Here is a 26,258-nt window from a genome sequence, read left to right on the forward strand (position 1 = left end):
TAGGGTGTACGATAGGATTCAATACATGTTAGGAGTGATCTCTTTTGAAGCAAATCGAACAAAGACTAATAATAGAAGATAGTCTGCAAGAAATGCCATTGGACGAAGAATGGGTGGCATTACTCCAATCAGCTAGAGAGATCGGTCTGACAGTGGATGACATACGGACTTTTTTATATAAAACCGATCCGTTCATCATTAGGAAGCAGTGAACTTATATCCAATCCCTCTAACCGTCGTAATAAATCTAGGTTGGGTCGGATCAGCTTCGACCTTTTTCCGTAGATTACTAATATGTACCATAACTGTTCGATGGTCACCGAAGCTATCTTCGCCCCAAATCTTATGAAATAGCTGCTCTGCCGTGTAAACCCGATTTGGATTCATAGCTAGCAAACTTAAGATTTGATACTCTTTTGCTGACAAATGTATTTCCTGATGATTTACCTTCACAGAATATGATTCTTGATCAATGACTAAGCCTTCATAAATAATCATTGATTTTCTTCCTTTATTCTCATGTTCCGATTGAGTGATTCGCTTATCCAGAAAACGTCTTCTTCGCAGGTGGGCCTTTACTTTAGCAGTCAACACAGATGGACTAAAGGGTTTTGATACGTAATCGTCACCGCCGACACCTAGACCAACAATTTTATCGACATCATCTTCTTTCGCACTTAAAAATAAAATAGGAATATCGCTTTTTCGTCTAATCATTTGACATAACTCTAATCCATCCATTCCAGGCATCATCACATCTAAAATGAGCAAATCTGGTGATACTTGATCAAATATTGTTAAAGCGATTTCACCATTTTCCGCTTCAATGACGTCATAGCCTGATTTACATAAATACAATTGCAGCACTTTACGAATATCAGGATCATCATCGACAACAAGGATTTTTTCCTTATCCAACAGACTGCCCCCATTTCAGTACGAGTTTTATCTAGTTAATAATCGTAGTTATAAATTCGTTCATACGACTAGCTTTTTAAAAAACATTTAACTATCTCTATCGGAATTTTCTAAATATAAAATCTAGTTCTATTTTACCATTTTTCAAAACAATGTGATACCATTATTTTCAAATTCACCTTTTTAAAAAATCTAGCCACCCGTCCCTTCATAGGCAGTACTAGATCCTCAAGAAAGAGTAAAATTAAGATACGCTTCTAGCCAGCCACCCATACCTATGTAAAAAGTGAATAATCCCTGATAACAATGCCACAAATATCTCGAAGCACAACATCATTACGTTTTTTCTAAGGAATTTCTACAATCAAGAGAGTATTCTTACTATACGTTCTTTTTACTATATTTTCCACTAATCTTTTTTAAAAAAATGCCTGCTCGTTACAAAAAGCGTTAATGTAACGTGAGCAGACACTATTTCCTTAAGCTCGGGAACCCATATTGATCGATTGCACAGCAAGCTTAATCTGATTATCATATAATTTTTGGGCTAATATTTTTTTCGCTTCTAGAGAAGCGGCTAGATAGTCCGTATCATTCACCGTTGCAACGATTGTAAACTTGTATCCTAATGGACTTGCATCAAGGGAATGCAATCCATATATTTTATACATTTCAACGTATTCGCCAAGCTCCTTATCCACTTTTAAATAATCTGCTTGCCTTTCGTTTAGTTCATTGCAAACATCTTGTAAGATTGGAAAAACCTCTCCTGGATTTTGATCAAATGAGACGATAACACTTTCGAAAATCCGTCTTTTTTCCACCGATCCATTTACCGTCTTGCGAATTTCCCCATTGGAAATCGTCACGAGCTTTCCGTTAATTAATCGGATCTTGACGATGCGAAACCCTAATTCCTCAACGGTCCCCCCTTCAAGTTCACCATTAATATGAATAAAGTCCCCGCGTTTAATCGTTCCTTCAAAGATCATGAAAATCCCGCTAATGATATCATTGATTAACTTTTGCGCCCCAAACCCAATAACAGCGGCAATAATTCCTCCAGCTAAAATAACTTCTTTTAAATCTACTACGAATGGTTTAATGGCGGCGATTAAAATAATCGTCGCAAATATATAGCGCGATGTATTTTTAACGACACTTTCAATCGTTTCTTTCTTTTTTTCTTCTAAAAGGCTCATATGTTTAAAAATCTGTCTCAGGATTGCTCTGATGATAATAATCAAGAAATAAGTAAAAAGAATCGTTAAAAACAACGTAACGAAATAATCTCTTACCTTTTCATAATTAAAATCAAAAAGATTTTGGAGCATCATAAAAAACTCATTCATATTGTTTAACCCCTTTATTTGCAAAAGATGTCCATAGAATAATTATGAATGAACCGATCGATTTCGTAAAGACTAGCTATGAATGGAGGGATTGATTGAAATGGAGAGAAAAAAGAATTCAACAGAAGAAAAAGTGGCGATGCAGGCAATTCAGAACAACCTTGAACCCGGTGATTCGGTTGACGAACATCGTGCGAGGGAAAGCGGGAATTTATTTTTAGCGGAAAAAGAAATCGAACAACAAAATAATAATTTGTGAATGGAATAAGCCCCGTTAGGGGGCTAGAATGTCGGTAGGTTATCTAAATTATTTTCCTCAATTCCATCTGGCTCGCTGCGAATAATGTCTCTGCCATACTTATGGAACACATCGATATGAGCGATATTCCCAGCTTTCGCCTCATGTAATGCTGTCACATAATCCAACTCTCGCCCTGTATTAGTTTTAAAGGCAATAATGTTGCCATCATTATTTTTTCTGACCGCAACAATTTCTTCTTTTCCGCTGGAATTGGCTTCGGATCCATCTGAATGGTTCTCGTTTTCCCGGTACTCGTTATAAATTTTCTCAAAGTCCTGTTGATCCATTTTTCGCACCTCCACTATTATCCTCTGCCATCCCAGCACATTTATTCATCTGCCTACAAGTTCGTTCGCCATTTTTTCGTTATTACAAAAGCAGTAGCCGATGATAGTAAAGCAATCAGCAATAGTGAAAATATATTCATTTGCCCAAAATCCACTTGTGATGATTTAGCCACCGCCCCCATAAAGTTTGGGGTGTAAGCCATTGTTAGCAGTAACCCTGAAACAATTTGTAATGCCATAAAAGCAACGATAAAAATGCCTGCAAACATAATCGCCTTTTTCAATTTCATCCCTCCTATGTTTTTACTACGGCGTTACATGATAAAAGTTTCGTAAATTTCTTAAATCGCCAATCGATAAATCAAAAATCGCTCATACGAATTACGCTCGTATACCCCTGGAATAATGATTTCCTCTTTAAATTCAAAAAACGTGTGATTTTCTAAGAAAAACATATACTCTTCTGAGCCATAATACAAAACAATTTCAATATCACGGATGTTTCTTTCCGCGGACAATAAAATGTTATGAATAATCCCCATGAAAATTTGAATAGAAAATGGATTAAAAAAGTAAAAACGGTTGTCTTGCGGATCAATTTCATATTCTTCAGCTAAGCAGCAATGAAAGTGAATTTGTTCCAACTTAATTTTGGATTTTCCGCCATACGTGCTACGATTTTTTAGCGCCTCTTGATAAAGCTTTTCATTCATTTCAATCCCAACGACCGTAGCCTTGAATAAATGGTGAATGAAAAAGTTTAACCGGCCTTTTCCGCAGCCGAAATCGACAACCCGATCACTGCTTTTAAGTTCATATTGTTGAAAAAGTTGCTCCAATGCATAATATGGCGTCGGTTCATAACGATGATAATGAAAGGACAAACTTGCTTCGTTTTGATCGCCGCTCGTTTTAATATTTAATAATTTATCATAATAATATTCCTTCATGATTCGCTCCTATCGGAAAGTTCGTACCTTTATTATACATGTTGGAGTGCGAAAGATCGGAATCTTTATCCATCAGCTAAACGGTTATTACCTGAGAATCCCTTTATTTCAGGAAAATTGGATTTAGAACAAGTCTATTGAACATGAATGGCCTTCTTTCGGAAGTTCGGGGTTTTAGAGCAGCCCTAATAGACATGTAATGCAGCCTTTTCACCAATTCGGGATTTTAGAACATTCCTATTAGACATGAAATCCAGCCTTTTCACGAATTCGGGATTTTAGTGCATTCCTATTAGACATGTAATGCATTCTTTTCACAAATTCGGGATTTAGAACAAGTCTATTGAACATGAATGGCCTTCTTTCGGAAGTTCGGGGTTTTAGAGCAGCTCTAATAGACACGAAATGCAGCCTTTTCACCAATTCGGGATTTTAGAACATTCCTATTAGACATGGAATACAGCCTTTTCACAAATTTAGGATTTTAGAACATTCCTATTAGACATGAAATCCAGCCTTTTCACGAATATAGGATTTTAGAACGTTCCTATTAGACATGTAATGCATCTTTTTCACGAATATAGGATTTTAGAACGTTCCTATTAGACACGAAATGCAGCCTTTTCACCAATTCGGGATTTTAGAGCCGCTCTAATAGACATGTAATGCATCTTTTTCACGAATATAGGATTTTAGAACATTCCTATTAGACATGAAATCCAGCCTTTTCACGAATTCGGGATTTTAGAACATTCCTATTAGACATGAAATCCAGCCTTTTCACCAATTCGGGATTTTAGAGCAGCTCTAATAGACTTGTAATGCATCTTTTTCACGAATATAGGATTTTAGAACGTCCCTATTAGACACGAAATGCAGTCTTTTCACAAATAAGGATTTTAGAACATTCCTATTAGACACGAAATGCAGCCTTTTCACCAATTCGGGATTTTAGAGCAGCTCTAATAGACTTGTAATGCATCTTTTTCACGAATATAGGATTTTAGAACGTCCCTATTAGACACGAAATGCAGTCTTTTCACAAATAAGGATTTTAGAACATTCCTATTAGACACGAAATGCAGCCTTTTCACCAATTCGGGATTTTAGAACGTTCCTATTAGACACGAAATCCAGCCTTTTCACGAATTCGGGATTTTAGAGCAGCTCTAATAGACACAAAAAGCAACCTTTTCACAAATAAGGATTTTAGAACATTCCTAATAGACATGCTATGCATTATTATTAATTATTTGAAAAGGTGCTTTTATTGCTAAAAGGTATTGGAGGTGAATAATCTCCTTTTTTGTTTCAACTAAATTAAGAGTATTCAATTTTCGGTGGAAGAGTTTCAAGTCTTAGCAGAAATTGCGTTTCATTGCAATTGGTAATAAAAACTAATATCTTTAATAAAGAGTACGAATTTTTATTACAAAAGGAGGCTATTATTATGAAAATTAATAATAAAATTTTAATAGTAATATTTACAGTCTTATTAGCTGCATGTGGAAACTCTGATGTAGATAACCAGTCACAAAATCCAAATGACAATTCTTCTAATGCAGAACCACCAGAAACAGCTTCAAGCACTGACAACACTAATTCAGATATCATGGAAACAAACAATAATTCAAACGAAAAATCGGATACATCAGATGCACCAGCAAAAGATGAAGATGCAACTACTGCACATAATTCAGCGAGTCTAAAGGAAGAGTATCTTCAAAAATTAAATACTACTAAAAAAGAAATGGATGAAATACAAAAAAACTCGGAAGCTGCCATTACATATGAAATGAAAAAAGTGGAAGGTGATAGATATGATGTTTGGGACGAATTGTTAAATGAAATTTATGGAGTCCTAAAAGATCAACTTTCTACTGATGAGATGGAACAATTAAGAGAAGAGCAAAGGAATTGGATAAACAACAGAGATGCTGCCGCAAAAGAAGCATCGCTAAAATATGAGGGCGGTACGATGGAACAGTTAGAATATGTAACTGTTCTAGCAAATCTGACAGAAGAAAGATGTTATGAATTAGTTGAAGTTTATATTTGATATACATCTAAGTAGTGGAATAATAATTCACTCCTTGCCTTTTAGTTGAAGAAATCTTAAAGGCATGCCACTTGAAAAATGCCTTTAAGACTGCCTTCTATAAATTATTTCTGCTTTTCTATGAATTCAACCATTTCCTCTGCTGCCGTTTTTCCTTGCCGGATGCAATCTGGGATGCCAACACCTTCATACCCGGCTCCGCATAGAAAAATACCTGGCATTTGATTTTTCAATTGCTCCCTTGTCTTTCTCAGTTTTTCCAAATGACCTACCTCGTATTGGGGCATCGAGTGATGGTGGCGAGAGATGATGGAAAAGGATGGCTTACTCGTAACGCCCATAATTTCTTGCAAATCCTTTTGTACATTCGTGAGGATTTCTTCGTCTGATAAGTGCACCCACTCCTCCGCACCAGAACGTCCAATATATGTGCGCAATAAAACTTTTCCTTGCGGAGCTACATGTGCCCATTTCGATGATGACCATGTGCAGGCAGTAATTGTTCTACCTTCTTTACGCGGCACAACAAATCCAGATCCTGTCATCGGAAAAGAGATATCTTCCTGATTGTACGCTAAAGCGACATTCGCAACAGACACATAGTTCGTTTGTCCAAGAGTATTCATAATTGCTTGCTCGGGAAACAGTTTGGCTGCTTGCGGAGCTTGTGCGGCGACAATCACGCCATCCGCGTAAAGCTCTTCATCGTTCTCCAAAGTGAGCTGAAAACAGCCCTCTCTTTTCTTAATTTTTGTAACGCCTTGTCCTGTTATGATTTGCTCTGTATGTAAAGCTTGAACAAGCGATTCTATAACAGTAGCAAGTCCATTTTTATATGAAAGAAATAAACTCTTTTGCGCAATTTCTGGCAAGTTTGGTACAGTTCGCTGTTTCTTTTTACTCGCAAGCATTCCAACCATCAAACTGCGATGTTTTTGTTCTAGTTGTTTAAACTGTGGAAAGGTAGAATCTAAACTTAATGTTTCTGTATCCCCCGCATAAATACCTGCAAGAAGTGGTTCGGTAATATTTTCTAACACCTCTTTTCCCAGTCTTCGTTTAATAAAGCTTCCTAATGCTTCATCGCCTCCGTCTTTCTTTTTTGGTAAAAGTAAATCGAATGCCGCACGGACTTTTCCAAGTGGAGAAATAAGCCCCGTTTTTATAAATGGTTTTATTTCCGTCGGAATACCGAGAACGAGACCAAGGGGCATTGGATGAAGCTTGCCTTTGTGTAAAATATAGTTCGCTTTATTGCTCGGATCCGTTGCGATTAACTCATTTTCAATTCCTAATTCCTTTGTCAGCGCCAAGATGGAAGGCTTTCGAGCTAAAAAGGAGTCAGGTCCCCTTTCAATGATAAAGCCGGCACGGCGAATCGTTTGGATTTTTCCACCTAATGCTTTACCTTTTTCAACAATCGTAATTTCAACAGGAATGCATAGCTTTTCATACCTTTTTTTCGTATAAAAAGCCGCTACTAATCCTGTTATTCCTCCGCCTATAATGACAATCTTTCTTTGTTCGTTGACCATTCTTTGATCTACTCCTTTATCTTGCAAGGGCCTTTGGAATATACGCGCATGATGGATCGCTTTCCAAATAGTCACCTGTAACGGCATACGCTCTTGAGCGGGAGCCGCCGCAAATTTCCTTGAATTCACAAACGCCACATTTGCCTTTTAATAGCGATTTATTACGCAGCTCTTGCATGACAGATGAATTCCGATAAATATCGGCAAGCGATTGCTCCCTCACATTTCCGCATACAACAGGGAGAAAGCCGCTCGGATACACATCGCCAATATGGCTAATAAAAACAAATCCATCCCCGTCATTGACGCTTTTATGGGCACGACCGAGCAAATCTTCCCGTTTCCCTACTTGATTGCTTAGTGTCTCACCCATTTTTTGCTTCTCCTGAAGGAAAACTCTGCGGTAAAAAGGTGCCTCCGTAGTTTTCACTCCATAAGGCATTTTTCGCTGAATACGATACAACCATTTCATAACTTCTTCGTGTTGCTCCGGGGTAATCATATCTTTTTCCATCCCGCGGCCCGTTGGAACGAGGAAAAACAAACTCCAAAGGACAGCCCCCATCTCTTCCACTTTTTGAGATATCGCTTCGAGATCATGGAGATTATAGTTTGATACGGTCGTATTGACTTGGATGGGGATGCTCATTTCCTTCAAATATTCAATCCCCCTCATCGTCATATCATACGAACCTTTTGTTCCTCTAAAATGGTCGTGAATTTCCGCACACGATCCATCAAGACTGAAGGCCCATCGTGACAAGCCCACTTCTTTCGCCTTTTGGATCGCTTTGAATGTAACTCTTGGTGTTGCGCTTGGTGTCATCGAAACAGGCAGCTTTTTTTCTTCAATCGCATAGCGAGCAAGATTATATAAATCTGGCCGCATTAAAGGGTCTCCTCCCGTGAATACAAATAGCGGATGATCCATTTCAGCAATCTCATCAATGAGCCTTTTCCCTTCCTCAAAAGAAAGCTGACGCGGATCGGCTTTATATTGCGCCTCCGCTCGACAATGCAGACATTTTAATGCGCAGGCACGCGTGACTTCCCATATAACAATGAAAGGATTTACGTTATAATCTCGTTCTTTTACGATCGGAAACATGTGAATTCCTCTCTTCTTTAAATATTCTTCCATCTGCAATTATATTTGAGTAGGGACATTCCCTCTGTGATAGTTGTCACAAAATAAGGTAAATAATAAAAAACAGGTATAGAAAACGACTCATTTTCTATACCTGATCAATTCATTGTCCAGATTTTTTCGAGCCCGTTCGAAAAAATCTGTTACATCGCCGGAAACTTACCTTTAATCAGCAGGGAGTTTTTTACATACAATATGGATTCATCTCGCCAATGCGGGATTTCCTCTGATTCAAGTTAAAAAGCTCCTAGTATCATTTTTCCTTCTTCACTAATCATTTCAGGAGTCCATTGCGGTTCCCAAACAACGTCAACGTTGACTGTTTGAATGTCGAGCTTTTCTAGTAATGCGATCTTCACACTGTTCACAATTGAATCATGCATCGGGCAGCCTGGGGTCGTTAGCGTCATTTTTATATAAATGTCACCATCATTACACTGCATATCATAAACAAGTCCAAGATCAATAATGCTTATTCCTAACTCTGGGTCATAAACAAGCTTTAATACTTCTTTGATGTTTTCTACCACATCGCCTCACTCCTCTAGCGTGAAAATACGAAACCAATTAACCCCATATACAAAATAGAAAAAGTGGAAAATGCGATTCCGCTTATTAACATCAGCGTTGATGCGTCAATAATAAATGCAATTAATAAGCTAATAATACAAACGGCAATGGCTGCTAACCCAGCCCTTACCTTCTTTTCATCGAGCAAATCAGCCATTAACGGTGTATTAGCCTTTCCAGCCTGTTTGCCATATTTCATCGACCACCAAAGAAACGGAATAATTTTTGATGCATAACAAAGAATCGTGAAAGAAACCCAGCCGCCAATATAAATCCAGCCTGCCAACGATATTGATTTAGCGGTAAGCATTTGCCCTGGAAAAATGAATGCGTAAATGGTCATAATCATCGCAAATACCATCAATGCTTGACTTGCATAAATGGACCAAATGATTCCAAGTCCGGGACTTTTTTTGAAGCGATATTTCTTTATTTGCAATAAATGAACATTATACAAGATGATTGCGACCGTGATCACAAAAAGGGTAAACCAGATAAACGCGAATCCGCCATTCAATAAAAACGAGGCAGCCCCAAATAAAACAGCGAAATTCCAAATGAGCACAATCATCTTTTGCAAACGAACAGGATAATGATGTGATAAGTAAAACATCGGTAGCATTTTATAGCTAAATCCAGTGATGAGCAAGCCAAACCAGCCAATCGTTCCTAACCAAATATGGGCCGCGAATATGTTTTCGTGATACAAATTCCATGTCCCTGTCACAAAATTGATCCCCATCGCAAGCCCTGACACACCTGTCAAAACTAAATATAATACGGAGCAACCCGCACTAATCGTAATTGCGTTCCATAGCGATGCACGTATTAATGTGATAAAAATATTCCACGCAAATATTAAAATACCGATAAACATTAACGAAGCAAAGCTAGCAATCATAAAAATTTCTGCTTTTAGGAAACCATATAATAGACCGGAAAGTCCGATCGTGAAAACGGCATAATGAATATAACCGAGCTTTTTACTATAAATCTCTGATTGCAAAATGACATTGATAAGCTGGTAGACTGCGCCCATCGCAAGCATCGTTGCCCACCCAAGAACGAATAAATGAATATGAAACCATCCGTCGGGACCCCGCAAGCTATGATTCATCCAATCAAAAAGGGAAATTATCGACGCCCCATGAAAGACGAAAAATCCGATCATTCCCGTTATAATAAAGAAAAATGGGAGACGAGACATGCTCATCCCTCCTTACACTTTTTGAATCTTTACTTTCGCTGTGCCATCCGTTTGTTCTTCAACATGAAAAGGATAACCAAGCCCGTTTAATTCCTCGATTAAAAAAACGGGGACTCGATCATTATGAATGAGCACCTGATCACCTGGCTGACTTCGGTCTAAAGCCGCTAACGTCCGCATCATCGGCTGTGGCGGCTCCAAACCTCGATTATCCAATTCGATCGTTTTTGCGGCTCGCTCCGTCTTTTTCTTTGGCGAGACCGAGGCAGGTTCGATCACTTCATTTGGATCAATATTTAACAGATGACGATTTTTCTTATTTACAAACGTGACAATCCAATGATCCTTTTCTTTCTTTTCGACCTTATTTACAAATCCGCGCATTTTCAAAACTCCTAGAAGCGGAGTTGGTTTAAAGGTGGCGTGAAGAACAAACACATCATCCATTTCCAAGCTTTTCACCGTATCCATAATGATTTTAAACGGCTCGATTTTTTCCCTTAAATAAGGTCTTACATCTAACTCAACGGTGCGATAAGACTGTTTGATCATGAATCCTCCCTTTATGCCGCTGAAACGAATTTTTTTGCGCTCTCATATAAACTTGCCATTCCTCCATAAAGTGAGTAAAAGAAAGCATCTGGTGCGTCAAGAGAAAATAACTTGTATTGTTTCGGATCAATTCCCAACATTTTTTCAAATAATTGCGCGCTATTTTCATACGCATAAAAACAATAATGCGTAAAATGAAATTCAGGCATTTTTTCATAGATCATCATAATTTCATATGCATAATTTTCCACTTCTCTAGCCGCAGCTTGAACCATTGAAATGGCATCCTCAATCGTTAATGTAATTTTTATCTTCTTTTCATCGGTAATCGTCACATTTACCACTATGATCAACTCCGTACGATATTATAATTTATCTATTTTTACTTGAAATGTTGTTGGACCTTGTTCGATATACTCCCAGTTAAATTTTCCCTCATACATTGACTCAAACTGAAAACGTAATGGTACTGGATCATGATCATTTACGATTAACATTGACTCTGAAGAATGTAATTGTTTAAACGTCTCGAAAATAACTTTATGTTTAAGATGTGGCGGATACTCTGTTACTTTAACTGTTGCTGCAAAAGTACTCATCATTGATTCCTCCTAAATAATTGATTACACCTATCATCTTAAGCCTGTTAGTGCAACGATTCTGTGATGCGTATCACATAGTATAATTATTTTAATTGTGAGGCTTGTCACATCTCCTTCTTATAAAATCGATGTAAAGTTTCGAGGTAAAAAAAACCGGGCAAAAACCATGCCCGGTACTTTTTAGCTAGTGAATATTAGTTATACCTATCTTCTTTCTTTTTTCTCTTTTTCCCATTCTTGTTTGTCGTACACTTTAAAGAATGGGAACCATATAAGGAACATGATCACCAATACAATTGCGAGTAAAATTAATCCCGTTATGCCCGCAATAATGTATGTTGAAATACCGAGTGGTGTATACCAAAGTTGAAACAGTATGCTTGGAATTGGAACTAATCCAGTATTAAGAGCAATGTATACAATGATTGGTGATACCAATCCATTTATCCAAAATGGAATCATTAAGATCGGATTAAAAGCAACGGCTCCATAAACAATTGGCTCATTAATATTAAACAAGGATGGAACTAATGTTGTCTTACCAACTGCTTTCAAACGTGTTGATTTCGCAAAGAATAACAAAATCACCAATGGAAGTGTTGCACCTAAACCACCGACCCCAAGCCAACCAGAGAAAAATGTTTCAAATGTATTAATATTAACTGGGTCTAAGCCTTGTCCAACAAGTGAAGAGTTCTCATTAATCGCTTGCAGCCAGATTGGCATTAGGATTGGCATTAAAACCCAAGGACTCATCCCAAACGAATAAAGGAAAACTAGGATGAAATTAATGAGCACAAACCCTGCGAAACTTTGACTAATTAAAGTAAGTGGTTCAAGCGCTCCTAATATTACATCAAACATATCTATTTGTAATTGATAATTAAATAGCCAACCTACAAGTAAAATAAAGGTTATCGGAATTAATGAATCAATCCATTCGATAATAAACTCCGGGAGTTCACTGCCTTTTTTAAAAAATGAAAAGCGTTTAAAGATCCCCATTACTAGGCCGACAAACATTCCGACAATTAATGCATTCATCATTCCGGATGGCCCAAGTCTTTCTAAAATGAAAGTAATATGTCCTTCATCCGTAATGGAAGGTCGTAAGAGCATTAAAAATAGTGATAACCCCGTTGCACCTGCGATGATCTTGTTTTTATCATAGCCCTTTTTATCCATAATATAATATGGTGTTAGGAAAGAGATAAATAAGCCGAATAATCCGAAACTGAATGTTGTAATTGGCGATAAATCAGGCAACCATGAGATAAAATCATTTAAAATGGAAAATAGGGTTAATAATGAACCGACAAGGATCATTGGTAATATAACCATGATTGCCTCAGAAATGGAGGAAACATACACATTTTCAGTGAACTTGTTTAATTTCGGCGCAAACTTTACATTCATCCAGTTAATTAACCTATCCATTTAAAAGCCCTCCCTTGGCAGTTTCATTCACCTGATTAACTTGGGCAAGCAACTGATCTAATACGGCATCAGCATCATTTTCATCCATCCATTTTTGCCCAAATAGCGAAATCACTGCTGGAATTGGGCATTCCTTAAGAAATGATAAAGTGTATGGATCTTCCATATTCAATTCGTCACTTAGCTGATCAAAGAAATTCACGATAATTTTTTTGCCATTTTCATCTTGTAACCATTCTTTTGTTAAGCTTTTTCGTGTAAGCATAGGATTCCTCACTTCAGTTGAAGTTACATGTATCGTAGTTGATAAACGAATGTCTGCAACGGAACTTCCTACTAAAAGATTAAATAATCCTGTTTCTACATGCCATCCTTGAGATCCAACATCATAATAGGAAAAATCACGTTTCGCTAATTTGAAAGTAATCTGCTTAGCTTCACCAGGCTGTAAGTCAACCTTTTCGAATTTTTTTAGTTCCTTTAATGGGCGGATTACACGAGAACCTTGATCACTCACATAAAGTTGGACTACTTCTTTACCAGCCATTAAGCCATTATTTCGGATCATTACAGTTACTTCAACAGTTTCAGTATCGTTTATTGCTTCCTTGTTCACTTGAATCGATTCATACGTAAACTCGGTATAAGATAGACCATGTCCAAATGGGAACAGTGGCTTGATATTCTTTTTATCATAGTAGCGGTAGCCAACGAAAATACCTTCACGATAATGAACCTTGCCATTTTCACCTGGGTAAGTTAAATGCGCTGGATTATGGGATATATGTTCAGGAAATGTTTCCGACAACTTGCCTGATGGGTTTGCCAGCCCAAATAAAATATCGGCAATTGCACTTCCACCTGCCTGTCCGGCAAACCAGCCTTCAACTAAGGCGGGCACTTGATCCACCCAGCTAGTCATCGTTAACGGAGAACCATTCGATAAAACAACCGCCGTATTTGCTTGTTCTTGTACAATAGCTAAAATCAGATCGATTTGCGACTGCGGCAATTCAGTCACTTCTTTATCAAATCCCTCCGCTTCCTCTAATTCTTCTGGTATGCCTGCAAAGATAATGACTTTGTCTACTTGTTTCGCTAAAGCAATCGCTTCTTGCTGATTCATTTTATTTTTACTTGGATCAAAATCATCATATCCATCCAAATAATGAATCGTAATATCATCACCGGCAATTTCTTTCATCTTTTCCAACGGAATGTCCAAGCGATACGGCGTGACCATTGCACTTCCGCCTTTACCACCAATTCGAGGGTCAATCGCATGTTTACCAAGGACTAATATTGATTTCGTTTTTCCTTTTCGAATCGGTAAAACGGCATTTTCATTTTTCAATAATACTGTTCCTTCAACAGCTACCTGCTTTGCGACTAAATGATGTTGGTCGAAGTCACAAGCGTCTTTCGCCAATTTTTTCCCCTTAATCGCTTTCATAACTAATTCGAGGATTCGTTTCACGCTAGCATCAACTACGGCCTCATCGACTTCACCATTGCGAATCTGTTCAACTAACTGTTTTTGCCTAGAAAGAGACGGTCCTGGCATTTCAATATCTAGAGTCGCTTGCAATGCTTTTAAGCGATTCGTGACAGCTCCCCAATCGGAAATTGTTACACCGTTATAATTCCATTCATTTCGCAAAATTTGATTCATTAAATGCGGATTTTCCTCCGAGCGATAACCATTGACTAGATTATAAGAAGTCATAACAAGCCAAGGATTTGATTTTTTAATAGCGATTTCAAAAGCAGTTAAATAAATTTCACGTAATGTTCGTTCATCCACTTCCGAACTAATTGTCATCCGCTCAAATTCAGAATTATTAGCTGCGTAGTGTTTTAGTGAAGTACCAATTCCGTTTTCTTGTAAACCATTAATATAGGCACTAGCTATTTCACCTGCTAGAATCGGGTCTTCAGAAAGATACTCGAAGTTTCTGCCTCCTAATGGAGTTCGTTTGATATTTACTCCAGGTGCCAAGAGTACATGAACATCATAATGATGACATTCATTCGCTAAAGTCTCCCCTACTTCGTGAGCTAATTCGGGGTTCCAAGTGGAAGCTAGCGCTCCTAATATCGGGAAAGCCGTTGCTGGATTATTCCCCTCGAATACTCCGGTCGTATTAATGTCAAGCGGCTTACGTACTCCATGTGGCCCGTCCACCATCATTACATCTGGAATATCACTAACACCAGCGATCTCCCACATTCCTTTTCCAAATAGTAGAGATATCTTCTCTTCTAATGTTAACGTTGAAAGGCTTTCATTTATATTCATCTTCTTTTCATCTCCTGATGTTAAATCTATTTCTCATGATTTTAAATTTGAATCGACCTTATAACCTTCATAGTATATAAGTTGGTTAACCTTTACTTCGATGTTTTTGTTAAGTTTCAAGGCGTTTTTTGTTGATTTGGTTAACGCAATCATCGGGGAAAATCAAAAAAAAACAAAAAACACCCCTGCTGTTTAGCAAGAATGTCTTGTGTTCATTAGATGGTTTTATTAAGAGTAATTAATTGGACACCAAAAGATGGAATTTCCATTGTCACTTGAATGGAAGAGTCAACAACAAGCTGTTCTGTTCGAATTGTTGGCCCACTTCTTTTTTTCAGATAATTAATTTCCTCTGTTGAAGGAGATTCGGGCGCACCCATCGCTAACCACTCATCAAAGACAGAGCCATGCTTGCGATCCAACTGATAGTGCGTAAATTTATAATCTCCGGATATGTTGTGGATCTTCAATTCAAGACTTATTTGTTCTTTTATTTCAAACACACTATATCGATCTTTTTCCGTAATACCTGACCAATCACCTTCCATAAACAGTTGATCCACATGACTATAATTAAAGGCAAGTATTTGGATGTCCTCGTTTTTCTTCGTGATGATATACTGTTCACCTTTCTTAATGATGTGAGGCCCTAATTTATTCAGCAAATAGTAGGCATAGTAGGAAGGCTTCTTTAAGCCTTGCATATTCATCAAGCCAAACCCGCCATGAAATACCGATGTACCTGCAAGAAATTCCTCAAAAATGTCAGTAAATGTCCAAAAACCAAGCGACTGAACCTTACCGATTGAATCAAGCACATGCTTGATAATAAACGGCCCCATAAACATCGTATCATGAATAAGATTTCGTGAAAAAAGTGAGAAATTCCACTCCGTCACATGCATACTTAAATCATTACGATTAGCACGGGATAATGTTTCTTGCACTCTGTTAATGATTTCTTGATAAAATGTTGCTTGCTTAATTTCAGTTAAATGAGTAGATTTTGTTTCCGCTGTATCTATGTATTCGGAATACATATGAAACGAAACAAAATCAATCGGTACTTCATTTTGCTCGCAAAAATGAAGGAAATCTGACAGCCATGTTTTTTCCAAAGCAGTTCCATAATTAAGAGCAGGTCCTCCTACCTTTAACTCGGGGGAAACCGACTTGATCGTATTCGCTGTCGCTTGATAAAATTCAAAGTATTCTTCACGTGTCCCAGCCCAACAGACACCTTCTAAATCTGGCTCGTTCCAAACTTCAAAATTCCAATTTCGCACTTCCTCGATTCCATAACGCCGAATACAATGGCGAATAAAATTCTCGACGAGATCAGTCCATTTTCTCATATCATTGGGCGGAGCAATATTGCCTTTCCACCAAAATATCGTCTCATCCGAACGTCTTAAACTAGAGGGCATAAATCCCAATTCGACAAATGGATGTGTCTTCGTCTTAATGAGGAAATCGTATAATTTATCGACGTAATTCCAATTGTAAATGCTCTTTCCCTCAGGTGATTCCTGATAAACCATCATTTCATCATTAAAGATCCCATGGAAACGAATGTACTGAAAATCTAATTCTTCTTTCAACATTATAAATTGTTCTTGCCAATCTGCTCGAAGACCTTCTGCTGCTCTTCCAGCAGTCGTTAATACTTGCCAATATGGTTCATAGGGCTGACTATGCTTGTCGATATCAACTTCAACGCGAAGTTGATTAATGGTAGTAAGTTCCCCTGCAACATAAGTCTCCTCGCTAGGTAAATATTCAAATAAATTTTCTAAGATGTTTACCTTAGAAACATCTGAATAAATGCCATTGGGCGTTTCCTCGATCTTTAAAGGGATTAATGGCGGAAGAAAAGTTTGGTGCCCAATACACTGCTGACGAAACTCGGTTGGCGTCATTTCAAATTTATCCTTAAAACTCTTATTAAATGCTTTCGTATTCGCAAAGCCGCAATCAAAAGAAATATCTAAGATTCTTTTATCCGTTTCCAACAACTGAGTAGCTGCTTTATCTAACCTAATTAAGGTTAGGTATTTTTTAAAAGACAAGCCCATCTTATTCTTAAAAAAGTGTGAAAAATAGTAAAAACTAAGATGCTCTCGTTCTGCCATTTCATTTAAAGACAGCTTTCGCATATAATTTTCATCAATGTACTGAATAATCCTGCTTAATCGTTCCATATCATGATTATTGGACTTAATCATTTCTGGATCTTTAAATTCATGAGGAAAAGAACGAAACAGATGCCCAATTAATAAATAAAGAATCCCCACTAGATTTGACCGGAATCCATGTACACGTTTATTGAATTCCCAGACCATCTGTGCGAGATAACGCCGAATAATATCGTATGTCTCTTGATGCTCTGTATCTTGGGAATTGCAATGGAATATTGCTTTATCTAATTCTGGAATGTAGTGCTTTGTCAGGTCTAGATCAATTTGTAACGTTAACAACACATTTTCCGAATCGATTTTATCAACTTTATGTACATCCATGCTATTTATCACAATCAAATCTCGTTCATTCAGTATATACCGCTGACTTTCTACAATTAACTCAATCGACCCTTGTATAACAAAAATTAGCTCAATTTCCTTATGCCAATGAAATGGAATATAATCCACGCTATTGATAAACATTTTGAAAGGTAAATTTTCTTGATGTTCAATAAACTCATATTTATGCCTCATATGTTAACGCCACCTTCCATGTGTTGGGCAGTCATTTTCTTTATATAATGTACCACATGATCTAGATGGTAATGAAAGTAATGCCTTTTCTTAATATTAAGCATCCCATTTATATTTTTTGACATGCATAGAATTGGTTCATGATTATTAACAATTATTTTAATTGTGAGGCTTGTCACATCTCCTTCTTATAAATCGATGTAAAGTAAAATGGATTTCAAATGATTAAAGTGGAGTGATTGAAGAATGGTTGTAAAATCAAATACAGAATTCGTTTTTGAAAAGATGGAGGAACTTTGTTCTACCTTATTGAAGCAAAAATCTTATAAATTGTTTAGAGAGATGATCGATCAGTTCAATTCAGATGTAGAAGCAGTGCAACAATATGAGCATTTCATGGAAATACATCAACACCTTTATGAAAAGGAACAGAAAGACATTGAATTAAGTAAAGAGGAAATCGAGGCATATGACCAGGCTGAGCGAGCTTTATATGATTATGATGTCATTCGCCAATATTTATATGCTCAGCGTGAATTTAACCAACTACATACGATAATTAGTCAATTTTTCACAAAAACGCTTGAATTAAATCGTTTGCCAAGTCGAAGCGAACTGAAAAAAGCTGGCTGTGGCAGTGGACATTAATTTTTTATCAGAAAATTGCGCATAGCATTAAAAGAATGTGATTCATATCACATCTATTTCTTCAATCCTTTGGTAATGTTGCTACAAATAAGGAGGAAGAAAATTATGTATGGGGCAGAAATGCTAATTCAATTGTTGATAGAACAAGAAGTAGATACTATTTTTGGATATCCGGGCGGCGCAGTGCTGCCTGTATACGATGCTTTATTTGATTGTGATCGTATTAATCATATTTTGGTTCGGCATGAACAAGCTGCCGTTCATGCCGCCGACGGTTATGCACGAGCAACCGGAAAGCCAGGTGTCGCATTAGTCACGAGTGGTCCAGGAGCAACGAATGCGATAACTGGTATTGCCACTGCCTATATGGACTCTGTGCCGCTGATCGTACTAACGGGACAAGTGTCAACGGACTTACTCGGTTTGGATAGTTTTCAAGAAGTAGATATTTTCCGGATGACCATGTCAATCACTAAACATAATTATATCGTTACAAATCCAAATGATTTGCCAAAAATGATTCGCGAAGCTTTTCAGATTGCAGCAACAGGACGACCCGGACCTGTGCTAATCGATTTACCGAAAAATATAATGATGGAAAAAGTAACAAGATTTTTCGATTTTAAAGACGAAAAGTATATAAAGATGGCGCAACCAACAATCAACGGTGACCAGCTTGATCAAATGGTTGAAAGATTGATGAGCGCCGAAAGACCAGCACTAGTTGTTGGCGGCGGTTGTATTACAGGTGACGCTCCATTTTTATTACAAAAGCTTGCAGCCCGTTGCCAGCTTCCAGTAATTACGACATTAATGGGAATTGGCGCATTTCCAACGAACAATCCATTCTATTTAGGGATGCTTGGAATGCATGGAACGGTTGCCGCCAATCGCACGGTGCATGCGGCAGATGTTCTACTTTGCTTAGGAATGCGGTTTAGTGATCGTGTCACTGGCAAACGTAAATCCTTTTCACCCCATTCGTTCAAGATTCAAGTAGATATCGATGCAGCTGAATTAAACAAAAATATTCACATGGCAATACGCGGATCCGTCGATGATGCACTTCGGGGCATTCTCAACCGGGTCCAAACAAAAACGCATCATCGTTGGCATAAACAAATCAATCAATGGCCGAAACATGCGCCAAAATTTAAAACATCTGACCAGCAATTATTAACTCCTCAAGAAGTAATTCGGCAAGTTTGTGAATTAGCTGATGATGAGGCGATTGTTACGACCGATGTTGGTCAGCATCAAATATGGACAGCACATCATTATACGTTTACACAGCCGCGGTCTTTTTTAACATCTGGTGGACTTGGAACGATGGGATATGGTTTACCAGCTTCGATTGGTGCTGCCGTTGCCTTCCCCAACCGTCAAGTCATCTGCATTAGTGGTGATGGAAGTTTTCAAATGAATATGCAAGAAATGATGACCGCCGTTGATCTTGGCTTAAATATTAAAATCGTAATTTTGAAAAATGGTTATCTTGGCATGGTTAGACAGTGGCAACAGTTATTTCTTAATCAACGCTATTCGGCAGTACGAATTAGCTCTCCCGATTTTGCCTCAATGGCCAAAACATTCGGTGCACACGGTTTTTCCGCTAACAATACTGATGATGCCAAAAACATGATCAAGTTAGCCCTTCGCAAAAATGGCCCCGTTATTATGGAATTTGATGTAATCGAGGAAACGAATGTATATCCGATCGTTCCACCTGGTTTAAGCAATCAGGAAATGATCGAGCATGAATGAGCTTGTGAAGAATTGGTGATCTTTACCTTGTATATATTGGTGGATGCCCATTCGTTAGCTATAATGAAGGAAGAGAGTATGGAAGGAGCATTCCAATGAGCGACAAAAAGATCACTGAATTTTTCCAGCAAATTCCCTTATTTCAAGATTTAACGATCCAAGAATTAGATAGACTTGAAGAGATTACAATTTCACGATCTGTATCGAGAAAATCAGTTATTTTTTCCGAGGGAGTTGAAAAGGAAGCTGTTTTCTTTATTATGGAAGGATTGGTCAAGACATACAAAACCGATGAAAATGGCCATGAGCAAATTATTTCGTTCTTAAAAGCTGGAGATATGTTTCCACATACAGGACTTTTTAATAAAAAACCATACCCCGCAACTGCAGAAGCGATTATTGATTGTAAGCTGTTCGCTATTCCGGTCAGATTGTTCGAACATTTGATGACCGAGACGCCGTCGATCGCAATAAAAATGATGCATGTGATGGGAGACATTATTCGTGAGTTGCAAGAAAAGCTTCAAGTATTAACTGGACAGGATGTTAAATATCGTGCTCTCTCCTTCTTGTTAAAACTTGCTGATCAGCACGGCCAAATGAAAGATCAGCAAATAACGATCAATTTGCCAATGACGCACCAAGAATTCGCAAACTCAGTCGGGACGACTCGGGAAACAATTAACCGCCTTTTGAACCAACTGACAAAGGAAAATATTTTGGTCGTTGATCGAAGAAGAATTGTAATAAAAGATATTAATCGAATAAAAGAATTGTTGGAAAACAAATAAAGATATCATGTTAAGGGCAATGAAAATCAAGTAGCTTTTCCGTGCCCTTAACTATTATAAATACCAATCGTTTTAGATTTATTCGCGCTTCTTAATAACCGTCTGTTTTATGCCCCATCTTTTCTGCGTCCTTTACTGCCTTATCTGCCGTGGCACTACTGTTATGTTCGTAGCTTTCCTGTTTCGCATTTTTAATTCCTTCTGCTACACGTTTGCCGTATTCAGGGTCAGCATTTGTAAAGTATTCGATCATTTTTTTTTGAATTTTTGGGTTACATATTTTTAAAGCATCGACTAAATTTGAGATTAAATCTTGACGTTCCACATCATCTAAAGCGCGATATGTTTCCCCTGCTTGTTTGAAATCATTGGTCCGGTCAATTTTTTGCCTAACGAGTTTAGCGTCATAATACGGTTCATGATCTTTCCCTGTTTTCGCTGCCTCCTGTAATCCACCTAGGACCGACGGCTCATAGTTTACGTGAGGATTTTGACCAGGGGCGCGGTCCACTTTATATTGCATTTGTCCGCCGCCTTGATTCGTTGCCACTCTACATCTTGGAGCGTTAATCGGCAGTTGCAAATAATTCGTACCTACCCGATAACGCTGAGTGTCAGAATAAGAGAACGTCCGGCCTTGAAGCATTTTATCATCAGAGAAATCAAGCCCATCCACAAGTACACCTGTACCAAAGGCAGCCTGTTCTACTTCCGTAAAATAATCTTCGGGATTTTTATTTAAGATCATTTTTCCGATTGGTAGCCATGGAAATTGATCTTCCGGCCATAATTTTGTGTCATCAAGAGGGTCGAAATCCAATTCAGGATGCTCATCATCGCTCATAATTTGGACATGCAGCTCCCACTCAGGGTAATCACCGCGTTCAATCGCTTCATATAAATCTTGAGTCGCATGATTAAAATTCTTTCCTTGAATTTCTTCTGCTTCCTTTTGTGTTAAATTTTTTATCCCTTGCTTCGGTACCCAGTGATATTTAATGAGCACTGCTTCCCCTTCACTATTTACCCATTTATACGTATTCACCCCCGAGCCTTGCATTTGACGATAATTGGCCGGAATCCCCCATGGAGAAAATAAAAAGGTGATCATATGTGTGGCTTCCGGTGTTTGCGAAACAAAATCAAACATTCTTTCTGGATCGGGAAGATGTGAGACCGGGTCATGCTTAAAAGCATGAATCATATCAGGGAATTTCATTGCATCGCGAATAAAAAAGATTTTTAAATTATTTCCGACTAAATCCCAGTTTCCTTCTTCTGTGTAGAACTTTACCGCGAATCCACGAGGATCACGTAAAGTCTCCGGAGATTGACCTCCACCGGCTACCGTGGAAAAACGAACGAAGACAGGCGTTTGCTTCCCCGCTTCTTGTAATAATTTCGCTCTCGTATATTTAGAGATCGGCTCATCTCCAACCTTCCCGAAAGCTTCAAAATATCCATGTGCCCCTGCTCCGCGTGCATGTACAACTCGTTCAGGGATTTTCTCGCGATCAAAATGTGAAATTTTCTCAATGAAATGGTAATTTTCTAAAGTAGATGGTCCCCTGTCTCCAACCGTTCTAATGTTTTGGTTATCTGTAACTGGGTGACCTTGACGATTCGTTAAGGTCATATCGCTTTCATTTTTTTTCAAATCTTTCCCTCCAAATAAGTTGATATAGTCATATTAATCTCCAGAACTTATTCAAGTATGCACGAATAGAAAAATCTCCCAAATAGCTACCGTGCTAGCTGTTTGGGAGATTCGATTCTATTCCTCTACAATTAATTTTCCTACCATATCATTATGGCCTGCTCCACAGAAGATTGAACAAATATATTCAAATTCTCCTGCTTTGTCAGCAACAAATGTGATTGTTTCATCAGCTTTTACTTCTTTTTTATACCCTTCGAATTCAACGGCATGCATCCCTTCTACATTTTTCAGTGTTACTTTAACCGTATCCCCTTTATTTACTTTGATTTCCTTAAGGTCAAAATCAAAATTTGATGCTTCAATTGTAAACTCTTTTACTTCTCCTGTACCCGTAGCATCCTCTGATTTGCTGCCACAAGCAGACAAAGCCAATATAGCTACAATCGCTATTAATAATGCTGAAAACCATTTTTTCATTTCCGTTTCCTCCTTTGATTTCATTCATATTTTGTATGGTCCATAAAAGTCATGTAAATCATATAAACAATCATACAAATCGCCGTTAATAAAAACCCCCAACCGAGTGTAATTTGTTCGATTAACAAGTAGTTATTGCATAATTGAACAGGTGAACGAATGTACAACCAGCCTAAACCGATAAACATCGCCGTAAAGCTGACGAAAATAATGCTTTTCCCTGTTAATTCTAGCTTTCGCCATGAATCACGAAAAGGGACACCAGCTAAAAATGGGAGACTAATAAACTTGAATAGTTCAACCGTCCATACCGTTAACGCTTCATCCATCGTTCGCGGAATCATCCAATAGACGAAAATAATGATGAATAAAAGAATCCCTGGAACACCGTTTCCATTCCATTTTTCAATAAAACGCGGGAATTTATTTTGAAAAAACTTTCCCATTAAAAACCCGGCAATGATCAATAATGGCATTTGCATGTGCATATGCACGATCATAATTGACTCCATTACATGGGCGACAGGTGGAGTTATAAGGAAAAGATAAAGCAGCAAGCCGTAAAATGATTGCCTCATCCCTTCTCCTCCCCTTTCAACACTTCGATCACTTTAGCAGCTGCCTCGTCAATATTTTTATAATCCATCACATCAACGAGGTGACCTTGTTTATCAACGAAATAAAAGGCGGAGTTATGAGCAAAATTTCCACTTCCATCAGGTATGACGATAACACCAAATTTTTTTAATAATGCATCTAACTGCTTTTGATCGTTAATTCTAGCCATGCGCCACGTTTCCCCATCACTATAAAAATAATCTTTATATCGATCTAACGTTGTCGGATCATCTCTTTCAGGATCAAAACTAATGCTTAAAAAAGTGATTTTATTCCCGAGATATTCGCGCGGAATTAATTCATACACATCCGCCATATTAAATTCCAATTCAATACAAACCGTCGTGCAAGATGTGTACATGAACGTGATGAATAAATACTGATCCTCAAATTCGGTAATTGGATAGATTCGTTGATTACTGTCTTCTAAGATGACGTCCGGAAACTTTGGTTTTTCTTCAATTAGTTGATTGACCCGGGCGGTTTCTGCTGTATACGCTTGGAAGCCGTCCGTGCCAATGTAAAAAAGTCCAGCCCCAAATAATAAAACGAGGATGATAGCCAACAGATTATGCTTGTTTTGGATCATGTAAACCACATCCTTTGAAAGGTCCCGCAGCGGCAAGAAGGGATAAACCAACCTTCTCGCCGGACTAGGCAAGCACCTTACACTTTTCTTGTTACCATGTTTTAAACGGCGGCGATCCTGGTGGTGCGTTGACGATAAATTCAACGAGCGGGATCACATAGGCCATTGCTACAATTAAGAGCATCAATACGATCGTTACGCTCCAACGCTCTGTCCAATAAGGTGTGTACGTGTCGTTTTCTTCTTTTTCCGCGATTGGAAATTCTGTTACGCCTTTTGGTGCGCGGAACATGAGATGAAATACTGCGTACACTTGAATGATGACGCCAATAATCAAGAGCGTTCCACCGATTGCTAATAAAATCAGATATGGGTCCCAGCTAAGCGCGGTTGCATTATCTCCATATGTTGTGTAGGACGTTCTTCTCGGTGAGCCTAGCAGTCCAACATAATGCATCGCACCAGACATAAACAACATTCCAACTGTCCAAATAATAGTTTGGATGACACCTACTTTATTCATCGCTGGTGTTAACTCACGTTTAGAAATGAATGGAATGAGCCAATAACTAATTCCGAAGAACGTGAGCATGACTGATGTTCCAACCGTTAGGTGAAAATGGCCGACGACCCACATTGTATTATGAACTACTTGGTTTAGCTGGTTCGTTGTTTGCGCAATTCCACCTGCCCCACCGGGAATAAAAGCAACCATCGCAATGAACGGTGCGAGAAAGCGAACATCTCCCCATGGAAGTTTTTTATACCATGTAATGAGTCCTTTTCCGCCTTTTTTTCTTGCTGTTTTTTCAAACACCGAGAACATTGCATACGCCGTCATTAAAGATGGAAAACCAATTGCGAGACTCATAAACACATGCATATATTTCACAGACTCCGAAATACCAGGGTCAACAATTTGATGGTGGAATCCACCTGTAATATTCAAAATGACTAATAGCATGATCACAACGCGAGTAAGCGTGTCGCTGAAGCGTCTGCCGCCGATAATTTTTGGTACGATTACATACCATGCGGATACGGCTGTCAAATACCAAATATTTACGAGCGTATGCCCAAACGCCCAAAACAGTGTTCGTGCAACCATAACGTTAATTGTTTCTACCCATCCGAATGACCAAGGAATAATCGTTAATACTTCAATTGCCACAGGTAGACTACCGAAAAATAGTAGGACAAATACGCCTGTTCCGAAGAATGCTAAAATCGGTAAATGTTTTCCTGGATTTTGTTTGCGCCAATGGGCTACATTGATAAAAGCTCCAAATGCACACATCCATACTCCTAATACAATAAACACTAGGCCTATATAAAAATCGGGCGAAGCTGCCATCGGCGGATAAAAGGTAAACATGACAGATGCTTTATTTAATAAAATAGGGATAACTGCAAGTACGAGTCCGAACACCTTCATTCCAAAGCCAATCCATCCCATTTTTCTTACCTTTGGAAGAAGTCCGCCTAAAGTATGTGATAGTGCTGCGTAAAAGTAGCCAATTGTGAAGAAAGCTGTGAGAACGAGAACTAATAGTACACCGTGAGCCGTCAATACTTGGTAATAGTTAAACCATGACGGTAATTGCAAAACTCCGGCACGTTCGAGTCCTTGCAATAACCCTAGCGTTCCCCCAACGAGTAAGGCGATAAACGCTACAATCATATACGTTCTTGTAAACCGGGCATCTGCCGCATTGATTCCAAGCGCTTTATTTGTTTTTTCCTTAAATGATCCTGATAACGCCGCCTCCATTGATCTCCCC

At 38.3% G+C, this 26,258-nt stretch carries 26 protein-coding genes; 6 read left to right on the plus strand and 20 right to left on the minus strand.

All coding sequences use genetic code 11. The features are described from left to right. Positions 1-44: 44 nt before the first annotated feature. On the plus strand, positions 45-212 hold the full coding sequence (locus KHA95_RS15130; RefSeq protein WP_249316952.1) for an anti-repressor SinI family protein: 168 nt from the start codon (positions 45-47) through the stop codon (positions 210-212). Here the strand turns inward: KHA95_RS15130 and KHA95_RS15135 are convergent. Further along, positions 199-918 (minus strand): response regulator transcription factor, encoded by a 720-nt coding sequence (locus KHA95_RS15135; RefSeq protein WP_213138355.1) that lies wholly within the window; start codon positions 916-918, stop codon positions 199-201. The two genes, KHA95_RS15130 and KHA95_RS15135, sit on opposite strands and share 14 nt — an antisense overlap. Before the next feature lie 479 nt (positions 919-1,397). Further along, positions 1,398-2,270, minus strand: coding sequence for a mechanosensitive ion channel family protein (locus KHA95_RS15140; protein ID WP_213138356.1), 873 nt, complete (start codon positions 2,268-2,270; stop codon positions 1,398-1,400). 100 nt (positions 2,271-2,370) lie between these two features. Here KHA95_RS15140 and KHA95_RS15145 point away from each other — a divergent pair, with 100 nt between their 5' ends. Continuing rightward, positions 2,371-2,529, plus strand: coding sequence for a hypothetical protein (locus KHA95_RS15145; RefSeq protein WP_213138593.1), 159 nt, complete (start codon positions 2,371-2,373; stop codon positions 2,527-2,529). A gap of 23 nt (positions 2,530-2,552) precedes the next feature. Here KHA95_RS15145 and KHA95_RS15150 read toward each other — a convergent pair whose 3' ends face one another. From KHA95_RS15150 to KHA95_RS15160, 3 genes are read right to left on the minus strand one after another with little or no spacing between them, the layout of a single operon-like run. Then, the gene (locus KHA95_RS15150) at positions 2,553-2,858 is read right to left on the minus strand and encodes a DUF3892 domain-containing protein (protein ID WP_213138357.1); all 306 of its coding nucleotides are present in this window, start codon (positions 2,856-2,858) and stop codon (positions 2,553-2,555) included. Positions 2,859-2,911: 53 nt separating this feature from the next. Next, positions 2,912-3,142, minus strand: a complete 231-nt coding sequence (locus KHA95_RS15155; RefSeq protein WP_213138358.1) for a hypothetical protein — start codon at positions 3,140-3,142, stop codon at positions 2,912-2,914. A gap of 57 nt (positions 3,143-3,199) precedes the next feature. Further along, on the minus strand, positions 3,200-3,808 hold the full coding sequence (locus KHA95_RS15160; RefSeq protein WP_213138359.1) for a methyltransferase: 609 nt from the start codon (positions 3,806-3,808) through the stop codon (positions 3,200-3,202). 1,450 nt (positions 3,809-5,258) lie between these two features. Here KHA95_RS15160 and KHA95_RS15165 point away from each other — a divergent pair. Continuing rightward, a complete protein-coding gene (locus tag KHA95_RS15165) occupies positions 5,259-5,867 on the plus strand; it encodes a lysozyme inhibitor LprI family protein (protein WP_213138360.1) in 609 nt (202 codons plus the stop codon). 104 nt (positions 5,868-5,971) lie between these two features. On the opposite strand, the gene hemY is transcribed toward KHA95_RS15165, so the two are convergent. From hemY to KHA95_RS15215, 10 genes are all read right to left on the minus strand, one after another. Further along, positions 5,972-7,402, minus strand: a complete 1,431-nt coding sequence (gene hemY / locus KHA95_RS15170) for a protoporphyrinogen oxidase (RefSeq protein WP_213138361.1) — start codon at positions 7,400-7,402, stop codon at positions 5,972-5,974. A gap of 16 nt (positions 7,403-7,418) precedes the next feature. Beyond that, the gene (locus KHA95_RS15175) at positions 7,419-8,510 is read right to left on the minus strand and encodes a TIGR04053 family radical SAM/SPASM domain-containing protein (protein WP_213138362.1); all 1,092 of its coding nucleotides are present in this window, start codon (positions 8,508-8,510) and stop codon (positions 7,419-7,421) included. 275 nt (positions 8,511-8,785) lie between these two features. After that, a complete protein-coding gene (locus tag KHA95_RS15180; protein WP_213138363.1) occupies positions 8,786-9,079 on the minus strand; it encodes a metal-sulfur cluster assembly factor in 294 nt (97 codons plus the stop codon). Positions 9,080-9,093: 14 nt separating this feature from the next. After that, positions 9,094-10,326, minus strand: coding sequence for a heme-copper oxidase family protein (locus tag KHA95_RS15185; protein ID WP_213138364.1), 1,233 nt, complete (start codon positions 10,324-10,326; stop codon positions 9,094-9,096). Positions 10,327-10,338: 12 nt separating this feature from the next. Further along, positions 10,339-10,878, minus strand: coding sequence for a DUF2249 domain-containing protein (locus KHA95_RS15190; protein ID WP_213138365.1), 540 nt, complete (start codon positions 10,876-10,878; stop codon positions 10,339-10,341). An 11-nt stretch (positions 10,879-10,889) separates the two neighbouring features. Beyond that, the gene (locus KHA95_RS15195; RefSeq protein WP_213138366.1) at positions 10,890-11,222 is read right to left on the minus strand and encodes a hypothetical protein; all 333 of its coding nucleotides are present in this window, start codon (positions 11,220-11,222) and stop codon (positions 10,890-10,892) included. Between the two features lie 21 nt (positions 11,223-11,243). Then, positions 11,244-11,477, minus strand: a complete 234-nt coding sequence (locus tag KHA95_RS15200) for a DUF2249 domain-containing protein (RefSeq protein ID WP_213138367.1) — start codon at positions 11,475-11,477, stop codon at positions 11,244-11,246. 207 nt (positions 11,478-11,684) lie between these two features. Continuing rightward, entirely contained in the window at positions 11,685-12,917 is a 1,233-nt protein-coding gene (locus KHA95_RS15205; RefSeq protein WP_213138368.1) for a PTS sugar transporter subunit IIC, read from the minus strand. Continuing rightward, the gene (locus KHA95_RS15210; RefSeq protein ID WP_213138369.1) at positions 12,910-15,216 is read right to left on the minus strand and encodes a beta-glucosidase family protein; all 2,307 of its coding nucleotides are present in this window, start codon (positions 15,214-15,216) and stop codon (positions 12,910-12,912) included. The genes KHA95_RS15205 and KHA95_RS15210 overlap by 8 nt, the downstream gene beginning before the upstream one ends. Before the next feature lie 215 nt (positions 15,217-15,431). Then, positions 15,432-17,930 carry a GH39 family glycosyl hydrolase gene (locus KHA95_RS15215; RefSeq protein WP_213138370.1) on the minus strand — a complete coding sequence of 833 codons (2,499 nt, stop codon included), beginning with the start codon at positions 17,928-17,930 and terminating at the stop codon, positions 15,432-15,434. A gap of 246 nt (positions 17,931-18,176) precedes the next feature. On the opposite strand from KHA95_RS15215, the gene KHA95_RS15220 reads away from it, so the two are divergent. The 3 genes from KHA95_RS15220 to KHA95_RS15230 all read left to right on the plus strand — a co-directional run bounded on the left by KHA95_RS15220 (position 18,177) and on the right by KHA95_RS15230 (position 21,133). After that, a complete protein-coding gene (locus tag KHA95_RS15220; RefSeq protein ID WP_213138371.1) occupies positions 18,177-18,578 on the plus strand; it encodes a YlbF/YmcA family competence regulator in 402 nt (133 codons plus the stop codon). Positions 18,579-18,683: 105 nt separating this feature from the next. Beyond that, positions 18,684-20,342, plus strand: coding sequence for a biosynthetic-type acetolactate synthase large subunit (gene ilvB, locus KHA95_RS15225; protein ID WP_213138372.1), 1,659 nt, complete (start codon positions 18,684-18,686; stop codon positions 20,340-20,342). Positions 20,343-20,437: 95 nt separating this feature from the next. Continuing rightward, positions 20,438-21,133: a Crp/Fnr family transcriptional regulator gene (locus KHA95_RS15230; protein ID WP_213138373.1), complete on the plus strand. Its 696-nt coding sequence runs from the start codon at positions 20,438-20,440 to the stop codon at positions 21,131-21,133. Positions 21,134-21,224: 91 nt separating this feature from the next. On the opposite strand, the gene KHA95_RS15235 is transcribed toward KHA95_RS15230, so the two are convergent. The 5 genes from KHA95_RS15235 to KHA95_RS15255 all read right to left on the minus strand — a co-directional run bounded on the left by KHA95_RS15235 (position 21,225) and on the right by KHA95_RS15255 (position 26,248). Next, the gene (locus tag KHA95_RS15235; protein WP_213138573.1) at positions 21,225-22,769 is read right to left on the minus strand and encodes a catalase; all 1,545 of its coding nucleotides are present in this window, start codon (positions 22,767-22,769) and stop codon (positions 21,225-21,227) included. A gap of 138 nt (positions 22,770-22,907) precedes the next feature. Next, a complete protein-coding gene (locus tag KHA95_RS15240; RefSeq protein WP_213138374.1) occupies positions 22,908-23,270 on the minus strand; it encodes a cupredoxin domain-containing protein in 363 nt (120 codons plus the stop codon). A 20-nt stretch (positions 23,271-23,290) separates the two neighbouring features. Next, on the minus strand, positions 23,291-23,848 hold the full coding sequence (locus KHA95_RS15245) for a hypothetical protein (RefSeq protein ID WP_213138375.1): 558 nt from the start codon (positions 23,846-23,848) through the stop codon (positions 23,291-23,293). Continuing rightward, complete coding sequence (locus KHA95_RS15250; RefSeq protein ID WP_213138376.1) at positions 23,845-24,477, minus strand: SCO family protein; 633 nt, start codon at positions 24,475-24,477, stop codon at positions 23,845-23,847. The genes KHA95_RS15245 and KHA95_RS15250 overlap by 4 nt, the downstream gene beginning before the upstream one ends. A 91-nt stretch (positions 24,478-24,568) precedes the next feature. Further along, a complete protein-coding gene (locus KHA95_RS15255) occupies positions 24,569-26,248 on the minus strand; it encodes a cbb3-type cytochrome c oxidase subunit I (RefSeq protein ID WP_213138377.1) in 1,680 nt (559 codons plus the stop codon). Positions 26,249-26,258 lie beyond the last annotated feature (10 nt).

It is taken from the genome of Bacillus sp. FJAT-50079, assembly GCF_018343515.1.
Taxonomy (GTDB): Bacteria; Bacillota; Bacilli; order Bacillales; family Bacillaceae_C; genus Lederbergia.

What these genes read in the sequence shown, in the direction of transcription:
- KHA95_RS15210 (WP_213138369.1), bottom strand. Translation starts at nt 15,216, where the DNA reads ATGAATATAAATGAAAGCCTTTCAACGTTAACATTAGAAGAGAAGATA.
- KHA95_RS15220 (WP_213138371.1), top strand. Translation starts at nt 18,177, where the DNA reads ATGGTTGTAAAATCAAATACAGAATTCGTTTTTGAAAAGATGGAGGAA.
- KHA95_RS15140 (WP_213138356.1), bottom strand. Translation starts at nt 2,270, where the DNA reads ATGAATGAGTTTTTTATGATGCTCCAAAATCTTTTTGATTTTAATTAT.
- KHA95_RS15215 (WP_213138370.1), bottom strand. Translation starts at nt 17,930, where the DNA reads ATGAGGCATAAATATGAGTTTATTGAACATCAAGAAAATTTACCTTTC.
- KHA95_RS15150 (WP_213138357.1), bottom strand. Translation starts at nt 2,858, where the DNA reads ATGGATCAACAGGACTTTGAGAAAATTTATAACGAGTACCGGGAAAAC.
- KHA95_RS15145 (WP_213138593.1), top strand. Translation starts at nt 2,371, where the DNA reads ATGGAGAGAAAAAAGAATTCAACAGAAGAAAAAGTGGCGATGCAGGCA.
- KHA95_RS15255 (WP_213138377.1), bottom strand. Translation starts at nt 26,248, where the DNA reads ATGGAGGCGGCGTTATCAGGATCATTTAAGGAAAAAACAAATAAAGCG.
- KHA95_RS15160 (WP_213138359.1), bottom strand. Translation starts at nt 3,808, where the DNA reads ATGAAGGAATATTATTATGATAAATTATTAAATATTAAAACGAGCGGC.
- KHA95_RS15230 (WP_213138373.1), top strand. Translation starts at nt 20,438, where the DNA reads ATGAGCGACAAAAAGATCACTGAATTTTTCCAGCAAATTCCCTTATTT.
- hemY (WP_213138361.1), bottom strand. Translation starts at nt 7,402, where the DNA reads ATGGTCAACGAACAAAGAAAGATTGTCATTATAGGCGGAGGAATAACA.
- KHA95_RS15250 (WP_213138376.1), bottom strand. Translation starts at nt 24,477, where the DNA reads ATGATCCAAAACAAGCATAATCTGTTGGCTATCATCCTCGTTTTATTA.
- KHA95_RS15190 (WP_213138365.1), bottom strand. Translation starts at nt 10,878, where the DNA reads ATGATCAAACAGTCTTATCGCACCGTTGAGTTAGATGTAAGACCTTAT.
- ilvB (WP_213138372.1), top strand. Translation starts at nt 18,684, where the DNA reads ATGTATGGGGCAGAAATGCTAATTCAATTGTTGATAGAACAAGAAGTA.
- KHA95_RS15245 (WP_213138375.1), bottom strand. Translation starts at nt 23,848, where the DNA reads ATGAGGCAATCATTTTACGGCTTGCTGCTTTATCTTTTCCTTATAACT.
- KHA95_RS15185 (WP_213138364.1), bottom strand. Translation starts at nt 10,326, where the DNA reads ATGTCTCGTCTCCCATTTTTCTTTATTATAACGGGAATGATCGGATTT.
- KHA95_RS15205 (WP_213138368.1), bottom strand. Translation starts at nt 12,917, where the DNA reads ATGGATAGGTTAATTAACTGGATGAATGTAAAGTTTGCGCCGAAATTA.
- KHA95_RS15175 (WP_213138362.1), bottom strand. Translation starts at nt 8,510, where the DNA reads ATGTTTCCGATCGTAAAAGAACGAGATTATAACGTAAATCCTTTCATT.
- KHA95_RS15240 (WP_213138374.1), bottom strand. Translation starts at nt 23,270, where the DNA reads ATGAAAAAATGGTTTTCAGCATTATTAATAGCGATTGTAGCTATATTG.
- KHA95_RS15235 (WP_213138573.1), bottom strand. Translation starts at nt 22,769, where the DNA reads ATGACCTTAACGAATCGTCAAGGTCACCCAGTTACAGATAACCAAAAC.
- KHA95_RS15165 (WP_213138360.1), top strand. Translation starts at nt 5,259, where the DNA reads ATGAAAATTAATAATAAAATTTTAATAGTAATATTTACAGTCTTATTA.
- KHA95_RS15200 (WP_213138367.1), bottom strand. Translation starts at nt 11,477, where the DNA reads ATGAGTACTTTTGCAGCAACAGTTAAAGTAACAGAGTATCCGCCACAT.